General features: G+C 37.3%; 32 protein-coding genes. 10 read left to right on the top strand and 22 right to left on the bottom strand.

All coding sequences use genetic code 11. From position 1 onward, the window contains the following. Positions 1–326: 326 nt before the first annotated feature. A complete protein-coding gene (locus KHA88_RS04955) occupies positions 327–1,256 on the bottom strand; it encodes a VanW family protein (RefSeq protein WP_213121452.1) in 930 nt (309 codons plus the stop codon). A 146-nt stretch (positions 1,257–1,402) separates the two neighbouring features. On the opposite strand from KHA88_RS04955, the gene KHA88_RS04950 reads away from it, so the two are divergent. After that, entirely contained in the window at positions 1,403–1,807 is a 405-nt protein-coding gene (locus tag KHA88_RS04950) for a DUF4830 domain-containing protein (RefSeq protein WP_213121451.1), read from the top strand. A gap of 155 nt (positions 1,808–1,962) precedes the next feature. Here the strand turns inward: KHA88_RS04950 and KHA88_RS04945 are convergent, their stop codons facing one another. Beyond that, positions 1,963–2,181 carry a hypothetical protein gene (locus KHA88_RS04945; protein ID WP_213121450.1) on the bottom strand — a complete coding sequence of 73 codons (219 nt, stop codon included), beginning with the start codon at positions 2,179–2,181 and terminating at the stop codon, positions 1,963–1,965. Positions 2,182–2,407: 226 nt separating this feature from the next. On the opposite strand from KHA88_RS04945, the gene KHA88_RS04940 reads away from it, so the two are divergent. From KHA88_RS04940 to KHA88_RS20855, 5 genes are all read left to right on the top strand, one after another. Beyond that, positions 2,408–3,286 carry an aminoglycoside phosphotransferase family protein gene (locus KHA88_RS04940; RefSeq protein WP_213121449.1) on the top strand — a complete coding sequence of 293 codons (879 nt, stop codon included), beginning with the start codon at positions 2,408–2,410 and terminating at the stop codon, positions 3,284–3,286. A 216-nt stretch (positions 3,287–3,502) separates the two neighbouring features. Continuing rightward, positions 3,503–6,673 carry an ATP-binding cassette domain-containing protein gene (locus tag KHA88_RS04935; RefSeq protein ID WP_213096883.1) on the top strand — a complete coding sequence of 1,057 codons (3,171 nt, stop codon included), beginning with the start codon at positions 3,503–3,505 and terminating at the stop codon, positions 6,671–6,673. 334 nt (positions 6,674–7,007) lie between these two features. After that, entirely contained in the window at positions 7,008–8,255 is a 1,248-nt protein-coding gene (locus KHA88_RS04930) for an acyltransferase domain-containing protein (protein ID WP_213096884.1), read from the top strand. A 21-nt stretch (positions 8,256–8,276) separates the two neighbouring features. Beyond that, positions 8,277–9,440: a hypothetical protein gene (locus KHA88_RS04925; protein ID WP_213121448.1), complete on the top strand. Its 1,164-nt coding sequence runs from the start codon at positions 8,277–8,279 to the stop codon at positions 9,438–9,440. Positions 9,441–10,500: 1,060 nt separating this feature from the next. Further along, the gene (locus tag KHA88_RS20855) at positions 10,501–10,734 is read left to right on the top strand and encodes a tyrosine-type recombinase/integrase (protein WP_346729032.1); all 234 of its coding nucleotides are present in this window, start codon (positions 10,501–10,503) and stop codon (positions 10,732–10,734) included. A 325-nt stretch (positions 10,735–11,059) separates the two neighbouring features. On the opposite strand, the gene KHA88_RS04915 is transcribed toward KHA88_RS20855, so the two are convergent. From KHA88_RS04915 to KHA88_RS04905, 3 genes are all read right to left on the bottom strand, one after another. Beyond that, positions 11,060–11,509: a DUF1569 domain-containing protein gene (locus KHA88_RS04915; protein ID WP_213096886.1), complete on the bottom strand. Its 450-nt coding sequence runs from the start codon at positions 11,507–11,509 to the stop codon at positions 11,060–11,062. Between the two features lie 182 nt (positions 11,510–11,691). After that, positions 11,692–11,934 carry a hypothetical protein gene (locus KHA88_RS04910; protein WP_213096887.1) on the bottom strand — a complete coding sequence of 81 codons (243 nt, stop codon included), beginning with the start codon at positions 11,932–11,934 and terminating at the stop codon, positions 11,692–11,694. Between the two features lie 45 nt (positions 11,935–11,979). Continuing rightward, entirely contained in the window at positions 11,980–12,504 is a 525-nt protein-coding gene (locus KHA88_RS04905; RefSeq protein WP_213096888.1) for a phosphotransferase-like protein, read from the bottom strand. Between the two features lie 595 nt (positions 12,505–13,099). Between KHA88_RS04905 and KHA88_RS04900 the strand changes: the two genes are divergently transcribed. Beyond that, positions 13,100–13,285 (top strand): hypothetical protein, encoded by a 186-nt coding sequence (locus KHA88_RS04900; RefSeq protein WP_213096889.1) that lies wholly within the window; start codon positions 13,100–13,102, stop codon positions 13,283–13,285. A gap of 310 nt (positions 13,286–13,595) precedes the next feature. Here the strand turns inward: KHA88_RS04900 and KHA88_RS04895 are convergent, their stop codons facing one another. The 11 genes from KHA88_RS04895 to KHA88_RS04850 all read right to left on the bottom strand — a co-directional run bounded on the left by KHA88_RS04895 (position 13,596) and on the right by KHA88_RS04850 (position 18,579). Further along, entirely contained in the window at positions 13,596–13,742 is a 147-nt protein-coding gene (locus KHA88_RS04895; RefSeq protein ID WP_213107044.1) for a hypothetical protein, read from the bottom strand. A 103-nt stretch (positions 13,743–13,845) separates the two neighbouring features. Then, positions 13,846–14,112, bottom strand: a complete 267-nt coding sequence (locus tag KHA88_RS04890; RefSeq protein WP_213121447.1) for a hypothetical protein — start codon at positions 14,110–14,112, stop codon at positions 13,846–13,848. Positions 14,113–14,121: 9 nt separating this feature from the next. After that, complete coding sequence (locus tag KHA88_RS04885) at positions 14,122–14,556, bottom strand: DoxX family protein (RefSeq protein WP_213096892.1); 435 nt, start codon at positions 14,554–14,556, stop codon at positions 14,122–14,124. A 15-nt stretch (positions 14,557–14,571) separates the two neighbouring features. After that, complete coding sequence (locus tag KHA88_RS21275) at positions 14,572–14,853, bottom strand: DUF2269 family protein (protein WP_346729168.1); 282 nt, start codon at positions 14,851–14,853, stop codon at positions 14,572–14,574. Further along, positions 14,798–15,031 (bottom strand): hypothetical protein, encoded by a 234-nt coding sequence (locus KHA88_RS21270; protein WP_346729170.1) that lies wholly within the window; start codon positions 15,029–15,031, stop codon positions 14,798–14,800. Before KHA88_RS21270 ends, KHA88_RS21275 begins: the two co-directional genes overlap by 56 nt. A gap of 270 nt (positions 15,032–15,301) precedes the next feature. Then, a complete protein-coding gene (locus KHA88_RS21265; protein WP_346728951.1) occupies positions 15,302–15,547 on the bottom strand; it encodes a TetR/AcrR family transcriptional regulator in 246 nt (81 codons plus the stop codon). Between the two features lie 78 nt (positions 15,548–15,625). Continuing rightward, positions 15,626–15,949 (bottom strand): hypothetical protein, encoded by a 324-nt coding sequence (locus KHA88_RS04870; RefSeq protein ID WP_213096893.1) that lies wholly within the window; start codon positions 15,947–15,949, stop codon positions 15,626–15,628. A gap of 194 nt (positions 15,950–16,143) precedes the next feature. Next, the gene (locus KHA88_RS04865; RefSeq protein WP_213096894.1) at positions 16,144–16,632 is read right to left on the bottom strand and encodes a GNAT family N-acetyltransferase; all 489 of its coding nucleotides are present in this window, start codon (positions 16,630–16,632) and stop codon (positions 16,144–16,146) included. 35 nt (positions 16,633–16,667) lie between these two features. Further along, on the bottom strand, positions 16,668–16,862 hold the full coding sequence (locus KHA88_RS04860) for a hypothetical protein (protein WP_213096895.1): 195 nt from the start codon (positions 16,860–16,862) through the stop codon (positions 16,668–16,670). A gap of 355 nt (positions 16,863–17,217) precedes the next feature. Next, on the bottom strand, positions 17,218–17,907 hold the full coding sequence (locus KHA88_RS04855) for an alpha/beta hydrolase (RefSeq protein ID WP_213096896.1): 690 nt from the start codon (positions 17,905–17,907) through the stop codon (positions 17,218–17,220). 183 nt (positions 17,908–18,090) lie between these two features. Beyond that, positions 18,091–18,579: a P-loop nucleotide/nucleoside kinase family protein gene (locus tag KHA88_RS04850; protein WP_213096897.1), complete on the bottom strand. Its 489-nt coding sequence runs from the start codon at positions 18,577–18,579 to the stop codon at positions 18,091–18,093. A gap of 361 nt (positions 18,580–18,940) precedes the next feature. On the opposite strand from KHA88_RS04850, the gene KHA88_RS04845 reads away from it, so the two are divergent. Next, positions 18,941–19,081, top strand: coding sequence for a hypothetical protein (locus KHA88_RS04845; RefSeq protein ID WP_213096898.1), 141 nt, complete (start codon positions 18,941–18,943; stop codon positions 19,079–19,081). A gap of 216 nt (positions 19,082–19,297) precedes the next feature. Here the strand turns inward: KHA88_RS04845 and KHA88_RS04840 are convergent, their stop codons facing one another. The 4 genes from KHA88_RS04840 to KHA88_RS04825 all read right to left on the bottom strand — a co-directional run bounded on the left by KHA88_RS04840 (position 19,298) and on the right by KHA88_RS04825 (position 21,947). After that, positions 19,298–19,735: a VOC family protein gene (locus tag KHA88_RS04840; protein WP_213096899.1), complete on the bottom strand. Its 438-nt coding sequence runs from the start codon at positions 19,733–19,735 to the stop codon at positions 19,298–19,300. Positions 19,736–19,881: 146 nt separating this feature from the next. Further along, entirely contained in the window at positions 19,882–20,184 is a 303-nt protein-coding gene (locus KHA88_RS04835) for a hypothetical protein (RefSeq protein ID WP_213096900.1), read from the bottom strand. A 184-nt stretch (positions 20,185–20,368) separates the two neighbouring features. Beyond that, positions 20,369–20,848: a GNAT family N-acetyltransferase gene (locus KHA88_RS04830; RefSeq protein ID WP_249305844.1), complete on the bottom strand. Its 480-nt coding sequence runs from the start codon at positions 20,846–20,848 to the stop codon at positions 20,369–20,371. A gap of 592 nt (positions 20,849–21,440) precedes the next feature. Next, positions 21,441–21,947, bottom strand: coding sequence for a collagen-like protein (locus tag KHA88_RS04825; protein ID WP_213121446.1), 507 nt, complete (start codon positions 21,945–21,947; stop codon positions 21,441–21,443). Positions 21,948–22,415: 468 nt separating this feature from the next. Here KHA88_RS04825 and KHA88_RS04820 point away from each other — a divergent pair, with 468 nt between their 5' ends. Together KHA88_RS04820 and KHA88_RS21395 are read left to right on the top strand one after the other, a co-directional pair. Next, positions 22,416–23,246 (top strand): protein-glutamine gamma-glutamyltransferase, encoded by an 831-nt coding sequence (locus KHA88_RS04820; RefSeq protein ID WP_213096902.1) that lies wholly within the window; start codon positions 22,416–22,418, stop codon positions 23,244–23,246. A gap of 113 nt (positions 23,247–23,359) precedes the next feature. Next, positions 23,360–23,593: a YjcZ family sporulation protein gene (locus KHA88_RS21395; RefSeq protein WP_430413691.1), complete on the top strand. Its 234-nt coding sequence runs from the start codon at positions 23,360–23,362 to the stop codon at positions 23,591–23,593. Positions 23,594–23,908: 315 nt separating this feature from the next. Here the strand turns inward: KHA88_RS21395 and KHA88_RS04810 are convergent, their stop codons facing one another. Beyond that, positions 23,909–24,277 (bottom strand): VOC family protein, encoded by a 369-nt coding sequence (locus KHA88_RS04810; protein ID WP_213096903.1) that lies wholly within the window; start codon positions 24,275–24,277, stop codon positions 23,909–23,911. Between the two features lie 98 nt (positions 24,278–24,375). Continuing rightward, positions 24,376–25,146 (bottom strand): class I SAM-dependent methyltransferase, encoded by a 771-nt coding sequence (locus KHA88_RS04805; RefSeq protein WP_213096904.1) that lies wholly within the window; start codon positions 25,144–25,146, stop codon positions 24,376–24,378. Positions 25,147–25,494: the final 348 nt, after the last annotated feature.

The following is a 25,494-nucleotide window of genomic DNA, read 5'->3' as shown; positions in this document are numbered from 1 at the left end:
CACCAATTAGAAATTGTAAAATAGCTTGCTGTTAGTCTCATTAAACTTGTAAGAGTTAGGCAAGCTAACATCATAGTAGGGTCTTCCTAAAGTTGTGAGTAAGAGTGGTGTCTATACTCATATCATACTGGATGAGCCCAATTTTTTTAAAAGTCGAAAATTAACGATCTACAGGAATGCTATCGGGGGCTTTTGTGAAAGAAAACGGTTGTTCAGAAAATCACCGATATCCACCACAAGCAAGTACAACACTCGAAGAAAAAAGAATAAATTCAAACTAAAAACCGGACATACCAAGTTCACTAGTCCGGTTTTTATGAAAAAACTTAATGATTCTGATTCACCTCTGATCCAATAGGTGCTTCTTCCGGAAGCTTATACGAAGCGCTGGGAATTTTTCGTGGCTCATTATTAATGGCATCTGACGAATACACCAATATTCTAACGGTTCCACCGTAAACATTTGATCGAATCAATATAGGCTGGTTGTATTTGTTCGTAAAGCGGAAATCGGGTCCATACCAGCTAACAGTGGCGTCTCTTCCTGAGGGTACATAGCTAACTCGTTTACTATGGGAGTATCGTTCTGTAATAGTCAACCCCGCTTTATCTACTGCATTGTACAACGTTGAAGAAATTTGGCATATTCCACCACCAATGTCCTCCGACAATTCACCCTTAACGATAACCGGTGCCCGCTTATAGCCCTTTTCCCTCGTTCGTTTTCCGACCACTTTATTAAAGGAAAAAGTCTCACCAGGAAAAACAACGTGGTTATTGATTGCTTCACTTGCAAGTAAAATATTATGAGAACGCTCTCTGTTATTTGAATTAAAATAGGTAGCATATTGTCCAATTCGATTTACTCTTATATGTGAGAGCAGTTCGCTATCCACGTTTGGAAATATTGTATGCATGGGAGCTTCTACGTAAGAGGAGCCTTTATTGAAAAAATATGTATAAAACAAACGTGTGAACTCCTCATGGTCCAGTTTATACCCTACTTTTTCAGCAACAATATTCCCATTGTTATCCAGAGAAGCGTTTATTGGCGGTTTATAGATGGTCTTATCTAGTTTTTGAATAAATTCATTGTAGTTTTTTTGATCAATAAGCGGAATATCTATTAATGGGTTTGAAAAATAAACGCGATTAACATTTGCAATTGTTTTTCCTTCATGACTAACGACTAAATTGTCAGGAAGATTGTTTTGACTTCCTATCAATAATAATACTGACAACCAGATGAATTTCATAAGATAACCTACCTCCCAAAGTTAGTATGGGTAGTGGGATACCTTTTCATGTGTATATATACACTTAAACTCCCTAAGCTCAATAAGATGAATCCTTTGAAACTTATTGAAATTCAATACCATTATTAAAACCAGGAGGTGCAATTATGAAAATGAAAATGTTTTTAATACTTCTTGGGATATTATTTGTTTCTGCTTGTAGTCGAGAAATTCTTAATGAAGAACACAAAGTATATTTATCAAACAAAGGTTGGGAAATTAAAAAGTCTATCGAAGTTGAAAGCATTATATTAGATATTCCTAATGAAATGCTTAGTAATGATGGAGAGAGTGGTTTTACATTTTTGAGTGAGTATTTAGGAGAAGAAGTTACACAATATGTCTATGAGTTAAAAGAAGAAGATGTTGAAGGAAAACATTTGAAAGCAGTAATATTCGAAGCAGAAGAAAAAATTATTGGGGGTTATGGAATTCTTCCAAGTTGGACACCCGGTAGATTTAATTTGGACGATAAAGAACGTCTAATCAATGAACAAATGATTAAACAATAAAAGTCGATACTGGTTAGAAATTAAGTTCTTCCTCAACTAACGGTTGCGTTAATCGAAGAAGGATTATCGCTTTTGTGTTGAAGTTATTAAGCTAACGAACAGGTTAGTTTAACAAAGGATTAGCCACATTGTTTTTTGGAGATTAAATGCAAAGACTATGGAGGAGAAATTATTTTTCGGGGGGTTCCAATGTGTGATTTTATTGGTATTGGGATAGGATTGTTTTTTGTGTCAATAGGTAGACTATTTCTATATTTGAATACAAAAGGAGAGCAAAAGGCTTTAAAGTTGTTTTCTCTTTTTTCGTTTGAAAGTGGAGTAATACTTTTAGGCTTTTTAATAATTTTAATATCTTCCCTTTCATTGCTTGGCATAGGTACTGGAACGTGTAAAAGTATTTTTGACTAATGGATGTGTTTTTTTCTAAAAAGGTCAGATCGTTTAGTAATGCACTTAAAGGGGCTTTCCTTGAAGATCTGGCTGCTACAAATGCAGCCTTTTCTTATTGAACAATAAGGGAAGTTTACTTGAAGAAGGATTTGAAAGTGTTGGGGACGAAAATAACTATTATGATTAGAAAAAGGGTGGGTGAGTTTTACAATGATTATCAATATAGATTTAATATCAAGACTAATAAAGGAACAGTATCCAGAATGGTCTGATTTATATATCAAACCTGTAAAAAATGGTGGAAATGATAATAGAACATTTCATCTAGGCGATGATATGAGTGTAAGGTTACCTAGTGCAGCAGGCTATGCTCCACAAGTAGAAAAAGAACAAAAGTGGCTTCCGATTTTAGCTGAAAAACTCACATTACCAATTCCTGTTCCAATAGCAAAAGGAAATCCGAATGAAGAATATCCCTGGTCCTGGTCCATCAATAAGTGGCTTGAAGGAGAACCCCTATCTCATAACAATATTGAAAACCTTAATCAGATTGCAAAAGACTTGGGGTTATTTTTAAAAGAGTTACAAGCCATCGATACCAACGAAGGTCCCTTAGCTGGTAAGCATAATTTTTATAGAGGTGGGTCTTTATCTATTTACAATGATGAAACCCGAAATGCTATTGAGAACAACATAGAGGATTTTGATGGAGGTTTATTGAGTGAAATATGGCGGTTAGCTTTAGATTCTGAATGGGAATCAAAGTCTGTGTGGGTACACGGTGATATAGCACCAGGGAATTTGTTAGTTAAAGATGGAAAGCTCTGTGCAGTCATTGATTTTGGTATTTTGGGAGTAGGAGATCCCTCTTGTGATGCAGCAATAGCCTGGACTTTTTTTGATAATGCCAGTAGAAAAGTGTTCAAGAATGAAATAAATTTGGACGAGACTACCTGGAATAGAGCACGAGGATGGGCTCTATGGAAGGCATTGATAACATATGATGTTCAAAAAGATTCTGATAAAATGAAAGCTAAAGAAGCACTTAATACTATTTGGACAATAGTAGAAGATTACAAAAAGATTTAATGGAAAACGATATTTTTCAATAAACAGGTAATTACAAAGAGGTTAGTGAAATATTGTACTTACAATAACGGGCGCTTTAGCTTAAGAAGGACTAATCTAATTCTTATCACAATATGTACTTCTGATTATCCTAATCTGGCTTAGTGAATATATAATTTTCCTCTGAAGTTTTCCTAACATGTCAATGCTAAATTTAGAAAATGAAAGGATTTCATAATGAAAATAAATCAATTGATTGCGAACAATATTAACCGTTTAGATGCCGTCTTGCCGGAAGATCAATCGTTAGGAATTGCTGGTTTGTCTGGATCTGGTAAAACAACTTTTTGTCAAACTATAGGTGAAGAATCCAAGAAACGTCTCGTTTCCTTATTGCCAAAGGCTGAATATCAGTATTTATTTTCAAATATTATGGAAACCAATTTCAGTGCCATTAAGATGGAAGAGATGCCTTTAGTACTTTTTCTCGGAAGATCATCGATTTCTTCCAATCCACGTTCAACAATTGGCACACATACAGGCGTTTTTAAAGAGATTCGTGCGATGCTTGCTGAAAAATTTAATCTTTCTCCAGAAGTTTTTTCCTTTAATAATGAATTAGGCTGGTGTCCAGCTTGTAAAGGCCGTGGTACTAACAAAAATGTAGAATGTAAAAAGTGTGAGGGCAGGCGCTATAGTCCGGAAGTTGAGCAATATAAGATAGAGTTATTGGATCAACCACATAGTATTTCTGACATCAACAACTTAAACATTGAGACGATTCTTTCCCTTAAAGAAGAATTACATATTAGTGAAGCAAAACAACATGTTCTCAAAAATATTATTAATATGAATATTGGTTACTTAACATTAAATCGCATTATGGGTACATTGTCAGGTGGAGAATTAACAAGACTTTACTTGGCAGAATTCATGGCAGCAAGTGAAAATACCGTGATTATTATTGATGAAATCTCAGTGGGTCTTGATCACCAAACATTGTTGAAAATATTAGAACAGATTAAACAATTAGGCTATAAGAATCAAATTTGGCTTATTGATCATTCTGACACAGTGCTCGATACAACGGATGAGCAATTGTTCTTTGGACCTGGCAGTGGGAAATATGGCGGAAAAATTGTGGAAGAATCACCGCGTCCCAGGCCAATTCATTGGGAACGAAATCAGGCAATGCCAGCAGAATACTATCAATTTCATGATCTATATTGCCGTAATATTCAAATGGCTGAATTTCAGATTCCGAAAAATAGACTTGTAACCGTTACGGGTGAGTCTGGATGTGGTAAATCTACACTTGTCAATGAATGTATAGCCAAAGATTTTCTGAAACGATTTCCAAAAGATAAACTGGTTATGGTAGGTCAAGATCGAAACCAATCTATTACCAGTCGGTCAACCGTTGCAACTTTTCTTGATATCAAACAGAAACTCAACAAATACAGTGACGAAATTGATGATATTTTTCAGCGCTCGATTGAAGATATTATTGATGAACTTCCAAGTGAAGACATCGCTTATAAACGCTTGAACCTATTAATCAAACTTGGACTTGGTTATTTGACATTAGAAAGAAAAACACAAACATTATCAACTGGTGAATTTCAATGTGTTCATTTAGTTTCGGAGCTGTTTGCGAAATCAAGAAAACCACATACGCTGTTTATTTTTGACGAACCTTCAAAAGGTTTATCACAAAATATTTTAAACCAATTCATTGATAGTGTCAGGGACATTCTGCAAGATGAATCAGTTTCTATCATAATGATTGAACATAATGACTATATGCTGGAAAGTTCTGATTTTATCGTTGATTTTGGTAAAAGAAGGATTGCACCTGTCGAGTATCTTGAGGTTGTCAGTCATGATGACTATTTTCAATTAAAGAATAGGGAAGATACCGTGGCTCTAGCGCCTATTTCTTCCACGCTCCAGCAGCAAAAGGGTATTCACTACTTAGAAGAAAATCATATTGACTACTTTAAACATGCGGAAAACGTATATAAGGGGGGCATCTTAAAAAGCTTATCATCAATGGCCCGTCTGATTTATGGTGAATACGAATCAGATGCGATTGCACCCGTCATTGCTATCGATCTTGAAAGGCATTTGTATAGTCAATATAGTTTTCTCTATGAGATAGGTGGATTGATCAACCATATTGTGGCTGCCCATCCAACCAATAAAGATACAAGAAGCTTCGATTTCTATAATCAAGAAAATCATTGTCAATACTGTTCTGGTCGTCGGATGATTGAAAAATTTGATATAGATGTTGTTATTCAAGACAAAACCGTTCCATTCTGGGACGGCCTACTGCATCAAGACGTGATGGAGGTATTAAAATATTATCAATATCCGAAATTGCAATTTCTTTTTGATGAGATCAAGAATGAGCTCGGTCACGATATTAGTAAAAGCTATAATGAGATGACAGATGAAGAGAAGCATACCTTTTTATACGGGTATTGGGAAGAGTCATTCTACGATAAAGAAGGCAAGACACGGAGAACATGGGAAGGTTTTAATATAATCATTGGGCGTTATATGTCTATTTCAAAATCAATGATTAAAGAGCATATGAAAGCATCAAAAGAGATGATTACCTGTCCGATTTGTGAAGGAACCGTGCTAAGCCATCATAAAAAACTAACATTTGGAGACACGGATATTCGAGAGATTATTCATCAGCCTCTTGATCAAGTTATGAAAACAGTAGGCAAGTTACCGGAATTGGTAAAATTGAAATCTATTGTTGGCGGCGATATAACCTTGACGAAAGATGTCTCCCAGTTGCCTTGGGAAACACAAGTCGCACTGAAAATGCTTGAACTGGAACTAGCAAGCTTTGTTGGTTATGAAATGGTTTTACAAAATGTCCTGCCATTTTGGGGCAGTATAAGCAGCAATATTGAATCAATCAGCATGAATAATCGGATCACCATCTGTGATTTTGCCAATATCATTGAAACGAGAGAAACCATCATTGACAAGTATTTCACTAATGGAAAATACAAAAAACTAACGTATGTTTATGAAGCCTTTGGCTATAAAAAAATTGTCACCCAAATTAATAAGATTAAAAAAAGTCATCCATGTCCATTCTGTAAAGGAAAGAAGGTCATTACAGAAGATAATCTACATGATGGTGTATTTAAATTAACGATACCTTGTGTGAGTTGTAATGCAAGTGGTATCAATGATGAGGGACTTGAAGAAGTTGTCGAAGGCATAGAGATAGCAGCATGGCTTACTGGTAATGTTAGTGATGTTATTGATGAAAGCTTATATAATGAGGCTGTTGCTGATATACCAATTTTCAATCGTATTCGTGAGTTGAATAAACGAGATATGATGGCGGTTTATCAATGTCTTGAGAGGAATAATTAAATTGCCCTGGTTGAGAAAAAAAACTTTAAGTGAAATGAAAACATTTTGAAAATGAGTTAATGAAATTTCTCAATGATATAAAAAACGAAGAAAGCCCAAATTCTCAATTTTAATACCGAGAAATTGGGCTTCTTAATATTTTAAATTTTATTCTTCCTTTTACGCATTTTACAAATAATTCTAATTTGTCGGTAAACTCGAAATTTTGAGGTTTTCTTTTTAGAGCAGTTGGTTTAAAATGGGAGTTGTAATATAGAATTGATAGTCTAAATACAAAATGAAATTTAATCAAGCTAAGCCTCGCCGTAAATAAAGAAATTAAGGTGTTGATGTCATGTTGCAACCAAATCAAAAAAACACTCGACTCATACAAAGCTTTCATGAGTTGATGGCCTTACTACATATTCAAAATCCTCCGGAAGAGTGGGGGAAAAACTGGGAAAATGCAATAGCTTTATATAAAGGTGATCAGCAGCTGTATTTTTTAAGTAATCAATATATTTCAGAGGCCAATCCATATTTCAAGTTAAATGAAGAGAAATCAGCTGCTTTTTATCATGCTTTGGAGCTCATTAGAGGAAGGGAGGATTTGATCACTCTTGCGTGGCTTTGGAAATGCCTGCTTTATGAAGAAATTAGTCCTTCGGACGCTTATGACGTAGCAAGCTGGCCATTACCAGAGGTGGCAATGGGCGCTGTGGCACAGATGTTTCCGTTAATTGTTGCAGTTTCCAATCTGCCATGGTTGAGAGAGAACTATAAGATGCGTGGCCTAACGGAATCTATCCTTTTTGATACCTTATCCGATATCGGAATCATTATGGAAGAATCGAGAAAACGAACAGGTGTCTGGGGAATCGAAAATTTCCTTCTCGGTTGGTTATTAAATCATTTTCAGGGTAGGCTCTTCCGCATTGGCCGCCTGCAATTCATGCCTGAAAAATATGATCTGCGTATCAGCGTTTACCGTCACAAGAATACGAGAAAGGTGATTGCATTAGAGGAAGGAGGGAGATTAACTGATAATGCAGATTTTACAAAAGGGTGCCCTATAACCCCACTAGGTAAGGTTCTGCCGAAAACTGTAAAATTATCTTTAGCAGAATGGGAAGCAGTGTTAATACAGGGGGATACCATGCTGGATGTCCATATTCCACGCGGAGGTAAATTGGAATATGACCGGCTGGATGAATCTTATCGAAGCGCATTAGCAACATATCCTAAGCTGTTTCCTAAACAACAGTTTAAGGGTTTTATATGTCATACTTGGATGTTTGATCCACTTTTACAGAAGATTCTACCTGAGGATTCCAATTTGGTGAAATTCCAGCGCGATTTTTATTTGTACCGAATTGTTGATGATGATTCAGTATTTGAAACTGTATTTGTATCCAAGCCGGAAGATTTGCATACTTTACCGGAAGAGACTTCATTGCAGCGTGCAATCAAAGGGCATGTTTTGTCAGGTAAACAGATGCGTTCAGCTGCAGGATTTCTGTTATTTGACGATCTTTATAGTGGTCCAGCATATTACCAAAAAAAGCAAGGAGAAGTTCAATCGTTACTAAAATCATGGGAATAGAACATGGAAGGAGCTGATTGCATGAATTTGATAAGTATTCCTCTTGCAATACAAGTGGTAATAGATGATGCCGGATGGTGGACAGGCAGTTCTAGCGTCAGTGAGAACGGGCCGTGGAGATCAGATATAAATCGGAACCATCATCCATTGGATTATGCAGCGATCGCCGAACTTGGCAAACGGCTAGGCATGCGTCCGCAGGCTTCATTCATTTTATGTGAGTGGGACTTGACCGACCGCCTAAGAACACTGCCTGACGCAACATATTTGGGTGAACAATGGAGAAATCCATGGAAATCTTCTCCACTCTTAAAAGAGGCGGCAGCTATCATTCGAAACGAGAACCGTTTTATTGAAGTGGGCTTGCACGGTATCGGTCATGAATATTGGGGTAACGGGGGCGTTATGGAGAGGGCGGAATGGCATGACGTACACGGAAACATGAGACCAAGAGAAAGCGTAATAGCACACTTGGAGGCATTCGCTGCAATACTAAAAGAAAACGATCTCGGACCTTTTCCAGAATCATTCGTAGCCACCGCACATCAACACCATTATGGTGCAGGGGAAGAAGGGCTTGCATTCATTCTTGAGCAATTCGGCGTGAAGTATCATTCTCTTCCGTTTGAAGGAATGCCTAGGTCGAAGCAACCGGAATCGGAACTCTTCGGATTTGACGGATCTTTAATTGCGGTAAATCGCGGAATGGACCTATATTTATGGAATGTGCTCGATCCGGAAGTAAGCGGTAAAATAAACGGTCCGATTTGTGGCATGCACTGGCCAAATTTGCTCCATTCCAACCCCGAGCGAAACGGAGAAGTGGTCAGCCGTTGGGTTAAATTCCTAGAACCGTATCAACAACGATTCGACACGATGTTAGCTGCCAACACGGCAGAAGGATTCAGTCAAGTGGTTTATCAATCAGAGGTATCGTTGAAAGCGGATTCATCTGGCTGTTATCTTGATTTTTCAAAGATTTCCGGATATAAATCCAAACCACCCGGCCTACTAGATTATTTTACAATCAAAGTCAAAAATAATGTCAGTATCGTTTCCTCTTCAAATGAAATTGAGTTATTTGAAAATGCTCAATTATCTACTACGGAACACAAAACCTTAGTCGTTAAAAGGAAAAATGACGCAAATTCGGCGTACATTAGTTGGTCATTGGATGGCAATTGATGTTTTTTCGCTTCGTTGCCATAATGTTCGGGAATTTCCTGTTTATTATCATATAAATAATTCTAGAAGAAAAGGTTAGATGGAAGGGGGGATGTTTATGTTACAAGGAGAATTGATATGACTAACAACGATGAGTACGGAAGATTTGCCTTCGTACCGCGCCTGGAATGCTGAAAAGGCATTTGGTAGATTTTATAATGCTACGCCAATCCGATTTAATTTCCTAATCAAAATGCTCTAGAGAGCTCTGGCTAATATATTGATGAAATTCTAAAGCTAATAATTAGGAACTAGGATGATTCTTATAAAAAAATCCTAGGCGGATGAAAAAGACTATCGAGATTGAAAATAAGTTATAAATATGGTTGAAGACCGACAAATAATAATATTTAGTTGATCGGAAACAAAAAATGTTAAGTGAACAGCAAAATAACTTAATAGTTTTTTTCCAAGATATTTTAAAACCTATAAAAAATTAAATTTTGTCTCATTATCAAAAGTATACTTTTGATATGAGACAAAATTCGTTTTATTCATTTAACTTCTCATAATATATATTATGTAAACTAGAATAAAACATAATAGTAACAAGGGATCGCAACCTCAAGTTCCCATAAGATTCATTATAGTCCCCTACCTAGGCTCAAGTTGACTATAATATTCAAAGCTGGTTCTCGTAACTCTTAGGGTTCTTCTTATAATTCGGTATGTTCTCATAATAAATGGTTTCGAACATAATTTCTAGGGCTGGACTGAATAATTCCCAGGAGGTCTGATAATTATGAATTACATTCAAGCTACGGATGATTATCTTATGTATTTACAAGTTGAGAAAAACTATTCATCGAACACGTTAACGAGTTACGCGTTCGATGAATAGTTTTACAGTGATTTTATAACTGCTAACGACCGATCTTTGGATTTATATGAACTTACATCGTCTAGTGTGCGTCGTTTTGTGCAAGATCAGGTCATTAATCATAATATTAAGCCAAGGACGCTACAACGCCGTATTTCGTGTTTAAAATCATTTAGTAAATATTGTTTGAAAGAAAACTACGTGAAGTCTGGTTTCACAGCAGGAATCCAATCACCTAAAGTTGATAAGAAATTACCTATATATATGACATTACAGGAGCTTCACAAATTATTTACTTATTTAGAGCATGATCCGCGTCCGCAAAGAATTAGGAATGAATTAATGTTAAAACTACTCTCAACAGCAGGAATGCGACGTCAAGAATTAGTGGATTTAACATGGGAGCAAGTTAATTTAGAAAATCAAACGATTTAAGTTCGAGGAAAAGGGAAAAAAGAACGTCTCCTCCCCCTTCATCCCATTGTTTTACCGTTATTTCAAGACTATAAAGAAACATTTTTGTGAACCTTGCTCCATTAAAGCGCCCGATTGTTGAAGATCATAAGTACATGTCTTATTCAACAATTGCGCCCGTTTAAGGCAAAACAAAAGATTATAAAAAGACATAGTGTTGATTGCTTCAAATAGTAATTGAGAATAAATCAAAGCATTGTTCATCTTATGAAAGAGAATAGTAATTAGGCTTAGAGATACTTTCTTCAACTAACGATACACATCGTTTCATTTTGTTTTTCGATGTTTAAACTTCAAATTGTTTAAGATGATGGTCAAGGTGCTTGTATATTCCTTTACCCCATTGCTCAGAAGTAAGTTTTCCAAAAAAAGGATGCGGATGAGTTGTGCACTTCTCTGGTCCGTTATTTTGGAATGTGATAATTTTTTGTTTAAGCTTTTCTTTTTCTGTGTCAAATTCTCTATCATCTGCAATTAAAATGGTTGGAATAGTAGACATATTATGGGGCAATGTCTTGTCATTGTAAATGATTTGTTTTGCAAACCTCCCTACTATTATTCCTAACCAACTCCTTGGTGGAAAAGAATTTCCCATTGCAATGTCTTGGAAAGATGAACAATGCGCTAGCATTTGGGAAACATCCATTTTTCCCCATTGTGGTTGTGAATTTGGACTCAATTTGTCAATACGCTTTAAAATTTGTGCTGTATACATATGATCAAAAATATTTTTCATTAGTGCATATCCACTTTAATTATAATGAGTCTACCTTCTTAATTTATTTTTGTCCGATTGTTGAACACAAGTTAAACAACACTCTTCAACTATACTGCCCTTTCACAAGAAGAAAAGGGCGCTGCTGCAACCCTTCTTTAACTCTTGCATCCATTAACAGATATAAGATGCTCTAAATATCACTAGTTAAAAATATGTAAATTTGCTACTTTATTGTTAAATGCATCTTCAATCCTTTTAACATTCCAAGGATGAAGTTGTGAAGGCAAATCACTTCTTGCAAAAAAATCAACCTGTTCTATCTCATTATTTGGCTCCCATTGAAAAGAAAAAGCCACCCTTAATGATCGGGCAGATCGGGGTGGTTTCTTCTGCAAATAACTATGAATAGCTTTCTTGATTATATCAACTTTGATAGTAGACATAACATTGCTTTTCGGCAGTAACCGCATAAAGGTACTTCGTATACGCTAAACTTCGGATTTGCCAAACAAACCTTTTAGAATAGAATCTGCACATTCCTCTGGAGAATTTAAATGTGTGTTGACAGTATAATTGTATGGTATATCTTTTGCCATAATTTTGCTTTGCCAATCTGATAGATCCTCGGTTCTATCTCCACGTTCAATATTTCTTTGGCGGCAAATTTCCAAAGGGCAAAACACTTCAACAATATGTAAGGGATATCCAGCAAAAATGTCATTTACTTTTTCATAATGAGGTTCAATTTCAGGCCTTTCCAGCATTATTCCGTCAATAAGTACATTTTTACCATGATCAGAAAATAATTTGGCGCTATAATACATCATAATATTTGTTTCACTTATATACTTCCAATAATTTTCACGAAGATACTTATCACCTATCATTTGTTCAAAAAGATCAATTGCAAGAACATAAAAAAAGTCTTCCGATTTTAACTGAATAGCATCAACTATGGATGTTTTTCCAGAACTAGTTACACCGTTTAAAAATATGATTTTCCCTTTGTTCATCTTTTTAAAACCCCTCTTTATCCATTCAAATTTCAATTACTATATTCTTGATTATAAACCATTTTCTTCTTGTGCCATTCTGTCCGTTAGTTTAATAACTTCTACAAAAAAAGCGTTAATCCTTCTTTGATTAACGCCCCCGTTAGTACAATAAGAAAACGGGATCGCCTTAGCAATCCCGTTTTTTAACCATCAAGGTTAGACGGTTTCTCGTGGGAAGAAATATCTAAAAGGTAGCATTCAATCCCAGGAGTGATACAACAATGAAAACAACTTGATTGATATGATCATTCCCTGGCGGCAGTCCGCCAACCAAGTGCAAAGTCCAAAAGGTGGGATAATACCAGAGTGTAAGCCACGCCCATCTTTCTTTTCTTCTGTACGACGTAAGAGTTATCACGGTACTGAAAAACCCCATTCCTGTAGTTGCAACACCAAGAGCTCGAAGCAATCCTAAATCATATGGACCTGCAATCCTTGGATATGTGACAACTAATATTCCAAAGATCAGGATCCCAATTCCGTTAGACTCTTGCGTTGATTTATAGTTTTTATGGCAATACTTTAAGTGATTACATACTAGGAGGTAAATTCTTTGAGAAAAATGAAAAAAAACGATGTCGATGCTCTTAGTAAATTTGCAGCATGGTGTTGCCTTGAATCGTATCAAATCATAGTGGATGAAAAAGTGCTTGATGATATTCTTGAAAATTCCGACGAAAAATACATCAAAACATTATTATTAAAAGGTTTAAAATCTAAGAAAAAGTTATTATATTAGTGTTAATTTAAATGACCTTTACAGTTGGATTTTAAAGATTTATACATTCTAACCTTTCTTCCTTCACAATCGGGCCAGATTGTTTAACTTACTAAACAATTGTTCATCAAGGAAAACATGTCGGATAGAGCATGATATTCATCGTGCATTATAAAGAGCAAATACTTGTGCCTAAAAAATATCCCCCCAAGATTTTCGCTTTTTATGAAAGGATGCTCTGTAATTCAGAAAAGTTAAGTATGCTCAATTTAATAGAAAGAACCTCTATACGAACGCAGGTGTGATTTTACTGAACGAATTCTTTACTCTATTATGCGTGATCAATCCATCCAGCATAGTAACTGCAAACCATAACCCTGCTATGACCAATCCAAAAGCCAATAATCAATCCCGCGACGCCAACTAACTCTACCCTGCCAGTTACTACCCGGAGCCATTGGGGAAGCTGATGACCCAATATTTTCTGTATGCTGACACTTAAAAATAATGCAATCAGAATCTGTAGCCGACAAAAGGATAGCCATTATCTTGTTTCCCACAATAAATAAACTCCGGTATGTTTAGAGAAATATGTTTTTCAGGTTTGGTAACGCCTTTATTTCTTTTTCTGTATCCATGGCTCCGTCTTTTTCCTTTGAAAATCGAAATACGGCCTCATGATTGATCAGATAGGCACGACTCATCCAGCCTTCACCAAGTTGCACTATATGATTAATCTTCATGTTTTCAAAATTACTTACTATCATTTTCTTAAGAGTATTTAAATAAATTATTAAAAATTGAGGGAAGTGGTGTTTGGCTGTTGTAGAGAAAGTCGGTTCTTTCATGCAAGAGGTTCAACCTGCCAAGAGGACGGCCGTAAGAAAAACGATCTGAAGCACAGTTCGGGGAATCAGCTTAGGTACAGGCCTCCCCCCGATCGTTAATTTTTCTCTGGCCGCCCGCAAATTTGCGGGGAACATTGCCAACAGCAGCACCGCCAATCCTAAAGACGCCGCCTTGGAGGTGGCCTGAAACAGAATGCCGACAGCTCCGACAATTTCAAGCACTCCGGTAGCCGTCACGATCCAATCCGGTCTAGGAAAAGCCGGCGGAACCATACGGATTAAATCAGGGCGCCTTGTCCCCCAATGAGCGGATGCGGTAATCAGCAGCATGACGGTAACCGCCACTTGAAGCGAGGTATGCCAGCCTTCGAAATAGGATACTCCAATCAAGCCAATAGCCTTGAACAGCAGAAAAGCGGCGACAAGCACATAAAATGGTACCATCTCGATCCCTCCCTTTTAGAAACCTTTCGTTACCATAAGGTATAAAATGACGAGCGCCAGCAGCGTAGCAGCGGTTCCGAAGACGGCCCACGAGCGAGAAACATCCTGATATGCCTTGGAGATAGCGTCGCTTTCGATGCATTGCGCGCTGTATCGGATCATTTTAAGCTGCAGCGGAATAAGAATAACGGCCCAGATGATCCCGGTTACGGCTAATAATATGAGCGACAATATAAGCCAGTTAAACCCCGACATTGGCATTCCCGCGCGTACAGCCATTAAACTGCCAGAGACGATGATGAGGGCAAGACCCGGGATCGTAAATATATAATCGGCAGAGGATGTTTTTGACTGCACTATGGATTTCAACCGAATTTTTCGTCAAATCCGCCCTCATCTTACATAAGGCTGCCGTAATGATATTTCCAACGAATAATACGACTCCAATCAGATGCAATGTTAACCACAAGCTCATACTGATCATTCCTTCCGCTCCCTTTACCGGGATTTTAAGATACCGATAATAAACGACGAGAATTCTTGGGCCCTAAAAACAGCCGGAACAGATGGAATCGTGGATCGGACACGCAAAACGATTATCAGAAGAACGAACATTTCGGCTGTTTTGCCTGAATCGACCGATTCCGAAATAACTCCATGCCTTTGACCGGTCTCGATCCACTGTCTGGAATACAGAACGCTCATAATACCGCTTGAGCGCTTCTTCGATAACCGGCTGCTCCTCTTATCCAAGCAAATACATCAACACATTGTTCGTTACGTCCGCATCTACATAAGCCGAAATACTTTCAAATATTTTTTGATATGGCTCATCAAATGATCGGCGTCCTTGCTCCACTTCGTTCATAAAAAGTTCATTCGTCTCTTCCAGCCGTTCCTGTAGCACCCACACAAAAAGTTCGTCTTTGCTCTTCACATAGTGGAAACTAGCCCCCTTTGACAAGCCCGTTCTTTCCATGATGTCCTTCAGCGTAATCGAATCGCATCCTTTTTCCCGTATCAGCTCTTTACTCGTTTCAAGCAGAAGCCTTGTTGTTTCAATCTTCGTTCATCTTGCTTCAAAGTCAACCCTCCGGAGTGGTGGTATCAATATTTCGAATACACTGACTATTACATACGGACCGTTAGTTTGTAAATAGAGTTTATAATCTTCTAGTATTAGCTTCGTGCCTTCTAATCGTTCTTTACAGTGAGTCATAATAGAGTATAAATGAACCCCATAGATGGCATAACCATAAATTCCTATATTAGTACCACTTGAACCTAATACATCATTCATCATGAGAATTTCACCTTTCTGATCACTTGAAAAAATAGCTAGATGGTTAATGATTTCATCGTCATCAAAGTCATTTTTTAATATCTTGTTCACCCTGCTTTCTTAACCAATTCTTTGGCAACAAAATTTTTTAAAGGCAGAAACAATCATAACCCCGTCAAAATTTAGGACGGAGTTAAAAATATAGTTGTTTAATTTTTGATGGTAAATATTACTTTATACTAAAAAATATAGCAATAAAGTCGATAAGATATTCTGAGTTTTATTAAACAATCGCGCCCTTTTGTTTAGAGTTGCTTCTTAAGCACCCACATTTTTGTTACATCTCGATAACCCAATTTTAGATATAAAGGATGCCCTGTTTGACTAGAAGCAAGTACACTTTTGGCAGCGCCTTCCTGCTTGGCATCAATAAGCATTTTTCGGCAAAGTGCTTTGGCTATTCCTTTACCCCTATGAATTTTCGAAGTAAATACATCGCTCAAAAAACATACCGTTTTATCTAATAGTAAATAGCGTCCATATGATGCAGGATGCCCATTCACCTCACCAACATAAAAATGCAGATTTGGATCATCTAATTTTATTAGATCGATAGCAGCCTTATCAAAAAAATGATTGATACGTCGAGCCTCCTCCTCTGTTTTGACACGTTTGATGATCTTTTTTTCTGTTTCAATAGACCAGCTATCCAGATTTAACATCATAAGAAACTCTGTACTTTTGATGGTATATCCCTCCGCATCATAACTATACGGTTTTTCATCAGAAAACACTGTAAGCCAATAGTCTTCTTTGGTGTCTTGTTTATTTATGATTTCAATAACGTGAGCAGGATTTGAATTATAAACGAAAACTCGTCAGTTCTGCCGTCAACATTTGTACCAAGAGCAAGATGTTTTATAGAATCGTAATCATATAATTGGGTCGTAGGTTGGCGACTACAGTAAAACTCACCTTGGATAAAAAAATCAATTGCTCTTTTTAGCTCCGTTTTTTTCCACATAAAAAGTCCTCCATTTCACCTTGTTCAACAATATGGCCCGATTGTGGAATACAAGTTAAAAACCTCTCTTGAACTAAACTGTCCGTTAGCATAATGATTTTACCTGTTCTTCAGGATCGGTCTGCTATCGGGATGCCATCGCCGCGGTCAACACGTCTACCGAGTTACGTGGCTTTCCCGGTTCGTTGAGGACGGCGGCCCACTCGATGCAGCGGGGATAACCGAACGCCGCGACGCATTCCTGCAGACGGCACTTGATGGCTTAGCAACCGATGCCCGAGATGCCCGGTGAACGCCAAGGTCCTAGAGACGTCGGGCTTGGTGTCACGCATCCTTGGCCTTCGACCGCGATGTTTTAGCGTCCAAACGCCCAAGCAACCATCAGCGGGAACTCGCCTGCCCAAAACGGGTCGCCGTGATTCCCGACCCGCTCCGTCATCACGACGTCCGCGCTCGCATCGCGCAGTGCGGAGGCCCACCGGGTCGCGTTCTCGAGGAAGAACGGCTCCAGTGTGCCGGCGACGAGGTAGGCGCGCGGTAGCGGGCTTGGCATCATGGTTGGCGGTCGGTAGCCCCCGCCTGGCGACGCGGAGAAGACCGCACCGAAGATGTCAGGATGCCGAAGCCCCATGGCGAGTGAGAACTCTCCACTCGCCGACACGCCGCACACCGCAGTTCGCTCGGCGGGCAGCGCGACACCGAAGCGCGACCGCACCCATCGGCGGACGTCCTCGACGAAGAACCTCTCGTGTGCCGCGAACCGTTCCTGGTCGAACGGCGGTGAGTACTCATGGATGCGCACCATCTCATCCTCATTGGCCGTCCGGTAGACACCGACGATCATCGTGGGCGGTACGTCGGCGGCCTCGAGGTACCCGCCCCATTGCGAGATCAGCTGACCGTCACCGGCGAACACGACTGCCTCGGTCGGATCCGGCGGCACGTACACCGTGACCTGCCGTCCACCGTCGTACTCGAAGGTCTCGGTGACGAGCTCTCCCGCTATTTTTGAAATCACCAAATCTCCTTGTAAATTATCATTCATAATATTGTCCTACCTTTCAGAATTGATATATTTGTTTTACATATTCGTGAATCGAATAAACTATCCTGCTCCGTTAGTACAATAACTTCAACAAAAATAAGCGATAAACCTTCTTGAATTATCGCCCCCGTTAATACAACAAGAAAAGAACTTCTAATAGCTTGTTTAGTTGTAAGTATAGAATTATTCAAGTTCCGCTGAAGAAGGTGGCTCAAAGATTTGTATCCACTCTTTAAGTTTAGCTTCAGGTATTAAAAAAGTCCCATCTGGATTCTGTTTATTTCTAGTCTTTAGACGTTCAAACAATAACTCTTCAGATACATCAACAAAATGAATTTTAAATTCAGCTCCTAGGTCCTTTGCTCGAGAACGAAACTCGTCTCGTTGACTTCGAACCCAACATCCAAAATCGAGGATAACATCAATGTTTAGAACTAAAACTCTAGCTGCAAGGTCCCACATAAGAGATTCCACTGTATCATGTCTAGCATCGTGCTTAGCTTCATCTGATTCCGTCATGTTCTCCCCATAATCATGCCCGAATAAACGGATGTGCCATTCATCAGGAGTCAGACGCAGTGCTGAATATTTCTTTTCAAGTGCACGTGCAAGTGTAGTTTTACCACTGCACGGAAGACCAACCATTAAATGAAGGGTTGCTATATTGACCATCTCCAATCTTTCGAAAAGACAAACTTTTCTTTAAAGTTATATGCCCGAATTAAATAGCTCATCTAAACATCTTCTTAAATAAACCTGCCCGTTAGTTTAAGTACGATCACACACAAACACCATACTGTCATTACCATAAGTATTCAATTTTTCTTGATATTCTTCCTCCATTAAATGGCCCTTTAACGGAACAACTCTATGTAAACTTAACAGTTCCTTAATCTACCTTTGAATTCAAAGATTCTGTCCTTTTCACTATGCAACGTAATCGAAAGAAAAAAATAAGTTTTAACTCACCATGGAAAAATTACCTGTCATTGGAGCTGAATTTTTACCAATCCTATTAATGGAGGTGGTAACCATGACAAAACAAAATCCTATTGAGTATACTGGAAAGGTACTAGATCAACGAAATGACCTTACTGGACCTGACGATTCAGGCAAGGCATTATATCCAAAACGTCCCAAGCATGTATCTATCCAGGAGCCTAAACGAAAATAGATCAGACTCTGACCCCCCAAGCGGTGATGCATTTTCCAAATGGGGGTCAGCTTACTTAATCCTTTTTCAGCTAACCTGCATCGTTAGCACATGAAGAAAGCCGTCGAAATAAAATACTGGCTCTTCAACTTTAGCACCCGTTTGTTTAAGTACATTTTTACACAAACTAAAAAAATAAAAAGTAACAAAGAGCCGTACAATTTTAATTAATATTACTTATTTGATTTCCTCAGCCAACTCCAAAATAATTCCCTCTGGACCACGAGCGTAGCATAATTTATAACTTTCTTCATATTGCTGTATCTCACTAAAGATTTCCGTACCCTTCTTTTTCAATTTAGCAACAACAGCTTCAATATCTTCAACAGTAAATGCAATATGTCGGATACCCAGTGTATTTGCAAAGGTTTGCTGAATATCTTTTTCATCTGAAGGTGAATAAAATTTGATTAGCTCTATCCATGTCTGACCGTCTGGCGTTCCCAATCCTACACACGCTACTTTAGCGTCATTAAGCCCAACTGCATATCCCATCAACTCTCCTTCCATTTCCCATTCCCCTTTCACTTCAAGTCCAAAATCGAGAAAAAACTCTTTAGCGGCAGAGAGATCATTTACGATTACACCCACATGATCTATTTTTTGGATCTTCAAATTTCATACCTCCTAATTTTTTCTATCTGTATTCTGAATTTTCCTTCTTTCACTAAACTACTCCGTTAGTACAATAACTTCAACAAAAATAAGCGATAATGCTTCTAGAATTATCGCTACCCGTTAGTACAAAAGATTTTATTAAATTAACCCATCCACATCGCCCAAACAAAAAATGACCATATAGAAATCGGAAGTCCTATTAAGACAAACGCAATAAGGTATACTTTGTTAGTTTTTTTTAAAATAGATATTAAAATGAGGATAATTATATATAATCCAATACTAAGGAAAGTTACGATAGTTATAGCTGTTGTTAACTTAATTGTTGGAAACTGTTCATTAAAATAATAAGATATATCTTGACTAAAGATACCTAAAAAAGTTGCAACTATAAGACTGATGATTACACCGATTATTACAAAAACATTATGAATTATTACTTTCATATCTTCAATCCCTTTTTTGCAAGCATTATACAACTATCCTCCACCGTTAGTGAAAAAGCGTTCCTATTTATTACAGAGACGCCCGCGTTTCTTTTAGCTTATAGACCTGTCACATTATCAAAAGGCATCAGTTCATCGTTTAAGTAGAAAATTTCACAATGTGTAACATTTTAATTGATTTCATTCAACTGGAAAATTCCTGGAATATTCTTTTTCCTTCCTCTACTCGTTCAGTAAATCGTCCGCCCGTGTATTCTTTTATTACATTCCTCCAAAATAATTGTGCTCGTTCATTTTTTTCCATTTGGAAAACTACCCAATTGCCCTTGTGTAAGCGAAATATATCTTTAGCAACAGATTTACCCAGTCCAGATCTTCGATACTTTTTCATAATAAAAAATTCGGCAATTGAAAAATATGATATAGTTTCCGTTTTTATCCACTTAACTAAGACAAAACCTGCGTAATTTCCGTTGAATCTAACTAAATATGGGAAGTGATTATCTTCTGTCCAATAATTGTTTAAAGGATAATCATCAAATCTCCCATTTTCTCCAACATGTGCTTCAATAAACTCTGAAAAGTCATAAATGTAGAATTGCATTAGGTTTGTAAGTGTTTCTACATTATCCGAACTCGCTTTTATAATCTCGTAATTTATCATTAAAACCTTCCTTTTTCTAAACTAATGTATATAAATATGTTTCATATTAGTTCTAGATGCCTATTGAAATTTCCTTCTTCAACTAAGCTCCCGTTTGTGTAATTACGCTGTTTTGTAATGTTGTGTTGTTTTTGGAACTGCGGAAAATATTAAAAGCAATATAATGCATTATATGTATTCGATATAAAAATATTAAATACCTTTATTTGCTATAGTAATTAAAGAAATAAATAACATCACATTTCAGCTTTCTTCAGGTCAGTAAAATTGGTCAGCAAGAGTTTTTGATTATAAATCTTAAAATGTTTTTGACATTCAAAGAATGTATTTAATGAAGCCTTATTTTAGTCCGGTAAAATCAACTAAGCAACGTTTAAAATCGATTTCATCCACCATCTTCATTAGTTTAGTGAGAATCATCACAATATTATGGTTGAATTATAAAAAGTGATACCAGTTAACGGCATCACTATCGAATGTGAGAAAGAACTTCCTTTTTATTTAATATCATAGGACATTTTCATAAATAATCGCAGTGCCTTTCACCGTTAACAGATTTACGAGCTAAACGTTTTTCTTGTTCACATAGTTTTTAAAAACACGTAAACGAAATAATTCTCCTTGTATCAATACCAAAAATCATCCAGGATATACCATTCCATCTGAAACCAGCAACAGATCTTGGACCTACGAAAATGGGATAAAACCAAAATCCTTCACCATTGCTGAGCCATATAAAAGTATTACGAAACAGGCACAACCTTATTGCTCCTGGATCAACAGCAAATGGTGAAGCAACTGCTTGTTGAGGAATAAATGGTGGAGGAGGAGAAGTTGGAGCTTGTGGAATTTGTGATCCGGGTAGACCTGGAAAACCTGATGGTCCCGGAAACCCAGGTCCTGGTAAGCCCGGTAAACCTGATGGTCCCGGAAACCCAGGTCCTGGTAAGCCCGGTAAACCTGATGGTCCCGGAAACCCAGGTCCTGGTAAGCCCGGTAAACCTGATGGTCCCGGAAACGAGGGCACCGGTAAGCTTGGAAATTGACGCTCCAATTGCTGATCATCATTTATATAGGGGTATTCTGTCTGATTATACATTTAAAAGTTCACCACCTTATTTTAAATTAATCTCTAAAGTATTATTATATTGTAAGGTCTTTTGTGAAGCTTATTTACAGTCTAAACTACTGCCCATTTGCTTTCGAAAAATATTGTATTTGGCAATTTAAAAATGTTGTTTAGGCAGTATGTTTTTTGAATTGGCCGAAAAAATGCAAGAAATGAATAAAAACTTGCAGAGCTAATATGACATTACACTATATATTACACCTAGAGAGGAAATTGGAGCCCGTCTATATTATAAATGGGCATGACTTAGTCACAAACTCTAATTCTGCACCAAATTTAGTCATAAAAAAGCTGCCTAAATGAAAGCTCCATTCTTAACTAGCCTGTGGTCTATTTACACTTACCTTTGACTCGCAATAATAATTAACATGCTTAATAAAAATGAGAATATGTTAGATATGAATGCAGATGAAATGCCGTATAGGAATGGGGGATTGTATGATCCAAATATCGGGGGTCCTGTTTCAACAGAATGACAATTGGCAGCTTGGGAGTATTGAGAAAACAATTATTCAACAGATGCAGAATGCTCCCGTTTTTTATTCTTATTATTCCGAGAATGAATTATTATTTGAACTTAAAGTGCGAAAGAACATTATCCAAAGTGCAAAAGAAATGAACAAAAGTCAAGCAAAGTTTACAACCTTTGTAAATGCCCGTTGCAACCCCAGATACTGGCAATTAACTAAGGCAGGCGGATTCCTTTTAAGACCCGATGTTCCACCGGCTGATGCGATACTAGATATTTATCGTAACAGTTCACTCTATGGATTCGAATGTGCAACAGCTATTCCAATCATCTACTACCATGCCATATTGAATAGTATTGGTAGCAATTTATTTAATTCATTGTTTCTGAATCTATATCTATACAGTTGGCATACAGATACAGACGTAGCTATCATTACCTTTTATTCTAATTATTTTCTACCTGGAGATGTCATGTACGTTAATAATCCTGACTTTGATCGAAAAACACCACAGTTCAGAGGTATTAATGCTGTACTCCTTAATGATGGTAGATTGTTTGGACATGGATTTAATATAAGGACATCACAAGAAATGATTCAAATTCTTAATAAAAAAAGAAAAACGGACAGTCATCAATCAGCTTATATAACAAAATTGGTGACAAGGCCTTCTTTTAAGTATTTATTCAGAGTGGCAAACTGGCTTAGAAACGGTAGAGCATACAAAATGCAGCGTCCGATCGTGCACCATAGCAAAAATTCCATTTCATATGCGCACTATCTTTATTATTCAATGTAATATCTGGTCATTTCATAACCCCTGACATTTACCCATTTTTTTATAGACGGGCTCAAAACTAACCTCTGAGAGTACTATATAGAGAAATTCCTTACATGAAGGGAAGTGTGATCATGTATCCAAACCTTAACGCACCTCCGACTCTTGGTGCTAATGTTGCTCCAAATGTTGCTCCAAATGTCGCCCCAATGCCTACTTATACAGCTCCTGCTTATGATTATGGATGTCCATCTCCTGTTTATAGTTATGGCTGTCCTATTTACCGGAATGATTTTGTTCTAATTGTAGTATTGTTTATTTTACTTATCATTGTAGGTGCAAGTTGTTTTGGCTTTAGCAAATGTTAACTTCAATCGTTGGATGTGAAAAAAATTTAATTTTATATTTAATATAATAAACAATCTATTGAGCAAACCTTCAACAAAAAAAGCGTTAATCGAAGAAGGATTAACGCTTTTTTTGTTGAAGAAGAGATAAAAAGATTTATTCTTCTTGAACTTCATAGACACAGTAAACATTAGATAGACACAAAAGCGATCGACATAACGATAATGCTAGGGCAGCAGCGGCTGTTGAACCAGAAACTCCAAGAATTAATACAGATAATCTTTAACAGTATGTTAAAACACTTGAAATAGCATGCCGAATAACAAACTAATTGCCTATATCGCTTCGCCGAAGTACAGCGTGTGTCCTTGGTCATCCTCAATCACAAATTCCCTCGTGCTCCAGGGTGTCTCATGCAAATCTTTCACCAGCTTCACCCCATTGTCCTTTAATACCTTGGACAAGGCAGTTGCATCGTCAGTTTCCAGGTAGAGATGGAAGTGCTCATACTGGCGGATATAAGCGATGGACGGGTCCTGCATATCTACTTGCTTGAGGTGGAAGATCTGGTTGCCTGCACGAATGCCAGCATAGAAATTCTGATGGCGGAATGCGAGTTCCATACCCGCCTGCTTAGTGTAGAAGCGTATGGAACTTTCGAGGTCAGTGGTTCGTAATTGTGTAATGACGCCTGAAATTTTCATTGTTCTCCTCCTATTGAATCCAATTCTTTTAATTCTTTTTTAATTAAAACTTCGTCATTGCTATTAATAAATCCTGTGAAATTTAAGTTGCTAAAGTTTTATAGTTTTGCCGCCTTTAACAAAATAGCCTCACCTATAAATGATATAACTTGATTATCATTTATTTGAATACGAAATTTGTGTTTCACCTTTTCTGAAGTCCTAAGTATAAATTCGTTTAAGGTTGCTTTCTCTGTGTCTGTCAAATGCATGCGATCACACCAACTTTCAAACTCAAATAGTTTTTCAAAGCGATACAATTCTTGTATTTCAAACCCGTTTAATTCTAACAATTGGAGCCATTCCGTCTTTTTCCATGCTCGATAATGACTATAATCTCTCATTTTTTCAACAGTATTATAAAATTTATCGTATTCATCGTTCTCCGGAGCTACGTTATCGTTTAATAAGAATTGCCCGCCGTTTTTTAAAACACGATAAACTTCCTTTGTGAAATTTTCAATGTTCGGAAAGTGGTGAGTAGCAATTCGACAAGTAACAATATCATATGTTTCGTCGGGAAATGGCAGTTTCTCAGCATCAGCTTCAACAAAAACAACGTTAAGGTGTCCGTTTCCTTTTATAAAATTTTCAGCAGTAGATAACATTTCCTGTGTCAAATCGCTGGCCGTTACACTTTTTACAAAGGATGCAAAAGCGTTTGCCGTATGTCCACCTCCTGTAGCTACGTCAAGCACTTCTTCTTTTCCTGTAGCGCGTGCTATTTCTACCATTTTTTTTAAATCCTTTCCTTTACTGTGTCCTTTGCTTTTTACATAAGCATCAGCACTACGACCAAATTGCTTTTGAACTTCCTTTTTAATATCCATTCTGTCTCCCCCCTTAATTTCTCCGTTTAATTCAGTTGTAAGACAACGTTTTGCTAATTTATAAATGTAATCCCTTGGCCCTGAGTAGGGTGCCGAGCATACCGCAGAAATAGCCCAAGTTCATTTAAAAAGGATAATAATTCAAATATTCTTCATAACTTTACAGAATCCTCTCGATTTCTGTTTTTGTTCGTTTATGACCATGGACTTTTTTTAGACAGGGGAATAAGCCATTATGAATTAGAACTTGCACGAGCAAACCAATATAATATTTAACGCTTGGAGCTATACGGTGAAGATTTTAAAAAGGATGTCAATAAAATAAAAAAATCCTAGTAACAAAAAACA

The sequence above is a fragment of the Lederbergia citrea genome (genome assembly GCF_018343525.1).
In the GTDB taxonomy this organism is placed as follows: Bacteria; Bacillota; Bacilli; order Bacillales; family Bacillaceae_C; genus Lederbergia; species Lederbergia citrea.
This window is presented reverse-complemented; position numbering and strand designations above follow the sequence as displayed.

Coding starts and splice junctions, on each gene's coding strand:
- KHA88_RS04955 (WP_213121452.1), bottom strand. CDS start 1,256: ATGAAATTCATCTGGTTGTCAGTATTATTATTGATAGGAAGTCAAAAC.
- KHA88_RS04830 (WP_249305844.1), bottom strand. CDS start 20,848: ATGATAAATTACGAGATTATAAAAGCGAGTTCGGATAATGTAGAAACA.
- KHA88_RS04930 (WP_213096884.1), top strand. CDS start 7,008: ATGTTGCAACCAAATCAAAAAAACACTCGACTCATACAAAGCTTTCAT.
- KHA88_RS04940 (WP_213121449.1), top strand. CDS start 2,408: ATGATTATCAATATAGATTTAATATCAAGACTAATAAAGGAACAGTAT.
- KHA88_RS04925 (WP_213121448.1), top strand. CDS start 8,277: ATGAATTTGATAAGTATTCCTCTTGCAATACAAGTGGTAATAGATGAT.
- KHA88_RS04825 (WP_213121446.1), bottom strand. CDS start 21,947: ATGTATAATCAGACAGAATACCCCTATATAAATGATGATCAGCAATTG.
- KHA88_RS04935 (WP_213096883.1), top strand. CDS start 3,503: ATGAAAATAAATCAATTGATTGCGAACAATATTAACCGTTTAGATGCC.
- KHA88_RS04855 (WP_213096896.1), bottom strand. CDS start 17,907: ATGAATGATAATTTACAAGGAGATTTGGTGATTTCAAAAATAGCGGGA.
- KHA88_RS04810 (WP_213096903.1), bottom strand. CDS start 24,277: ATGAAAATTTCAGGCGTCATTACACAATTACGAACCACTGACCTCGAA.
- KHA88_RS04910 (WP_213096887.1), bottom strand. CDS start 11,934: ATGTCTACTATCAAAGTTGATATAATCAAGAAAGCTATTCATAGTTAT.
- KHA88_RS04950 (WP_213121451.1), top strand. CDS start 1,403: ATGAAAATGAAAATGTTTTTAATACTTCTTGGGATATTATTTGTTTCT.
- KHA88_RS04850 (WP_213096897.1), bottom strand. CDS start 18,579: ATGGTCAATATAGCAACCCTTCATTTAATGGTTGGTCTTCCGTGCAGT.
- KHA88_RS04945 (WP_213121450.1), bottom strand. CDS start 2,181: ATGCCAAGCAATGAAAGGGAAGATATTAAAATTATTAAAAAGCCTAAA.
- KHA88_RS04905 (WP_213096888.1), bottom strand. CDS start 12,504: ATGAACAAAGGGAAAATCATATTTTTAAACGGTGTAACTAGTTCTGGA.
- KHA88_RS21270 (WP_346729170.1), bottom strand. CDS start 15,031: ATGAGCTTGTGGTTAACATTGCATCTGATTGGAGTCGTATTATTCGTT.
- KHA88_RS04845 (WP_213096898.1), top strand. CDS start 18,941: ATGACAAAACAAAATCCTATTGAGTATACTGGAAAGGTACTAGATCAA.
- KHA88_RS04805 (WP_213096904.1), bottom strand. CDS start 25,146: ATGGATATTAAAAAGGAAGTTCAAAAGCAATTTGGTCGTAGTGCTGAT.
- KHA88_RS04860 (WP_213096895.1), bottom strand. CDS start 16,862: ATGTGGAAAAAAACGGAGCTAAAAAGAGCAATTGATTTTTTTATCCAA.
- KHA88_RS04835 (WP_213096900.1), bottom strand. CDS start 20,184: ATGAAAGTAATAATTCATAATGTTTTTGTAATAATCGGTGTAATCATC.
- KHA88_RS04890 (WP_213121447.1), bottom strand. CDS start 14,112: ATGAAAGAACCGACTTTCTCTACAACAGCCAAACACCACTTCCCTCAA.
- KHA88_RS21395 (WP_430413691.1), top strand. CDS start 23,360: ATGTATCCAAACCTTAACGCACCTCCGACTCTTGGTGCTAATGTTGCT.
- KHA88_RS04915 (WP_213096886.1), bottom strand. CDS start 11,509: ATGAAAAATATTTTTGATCATATGTATACAGCACAAATTTTAAAGCGT.
- KHA88_RS04820 (WP_213096902.1), top strand. CDS start 22,416: ATGATCCAAATATCGGGGGTCCTGTTTCAACAGAATGACAATTGGCAG.
- KHA88_RS04885 (WP_213096892.1), bottom strand. CDS start 14,556: ATGGTACCATTTTATGTGCTTGTCGCCGCTTTTCTGCTGTTCAAGGCT.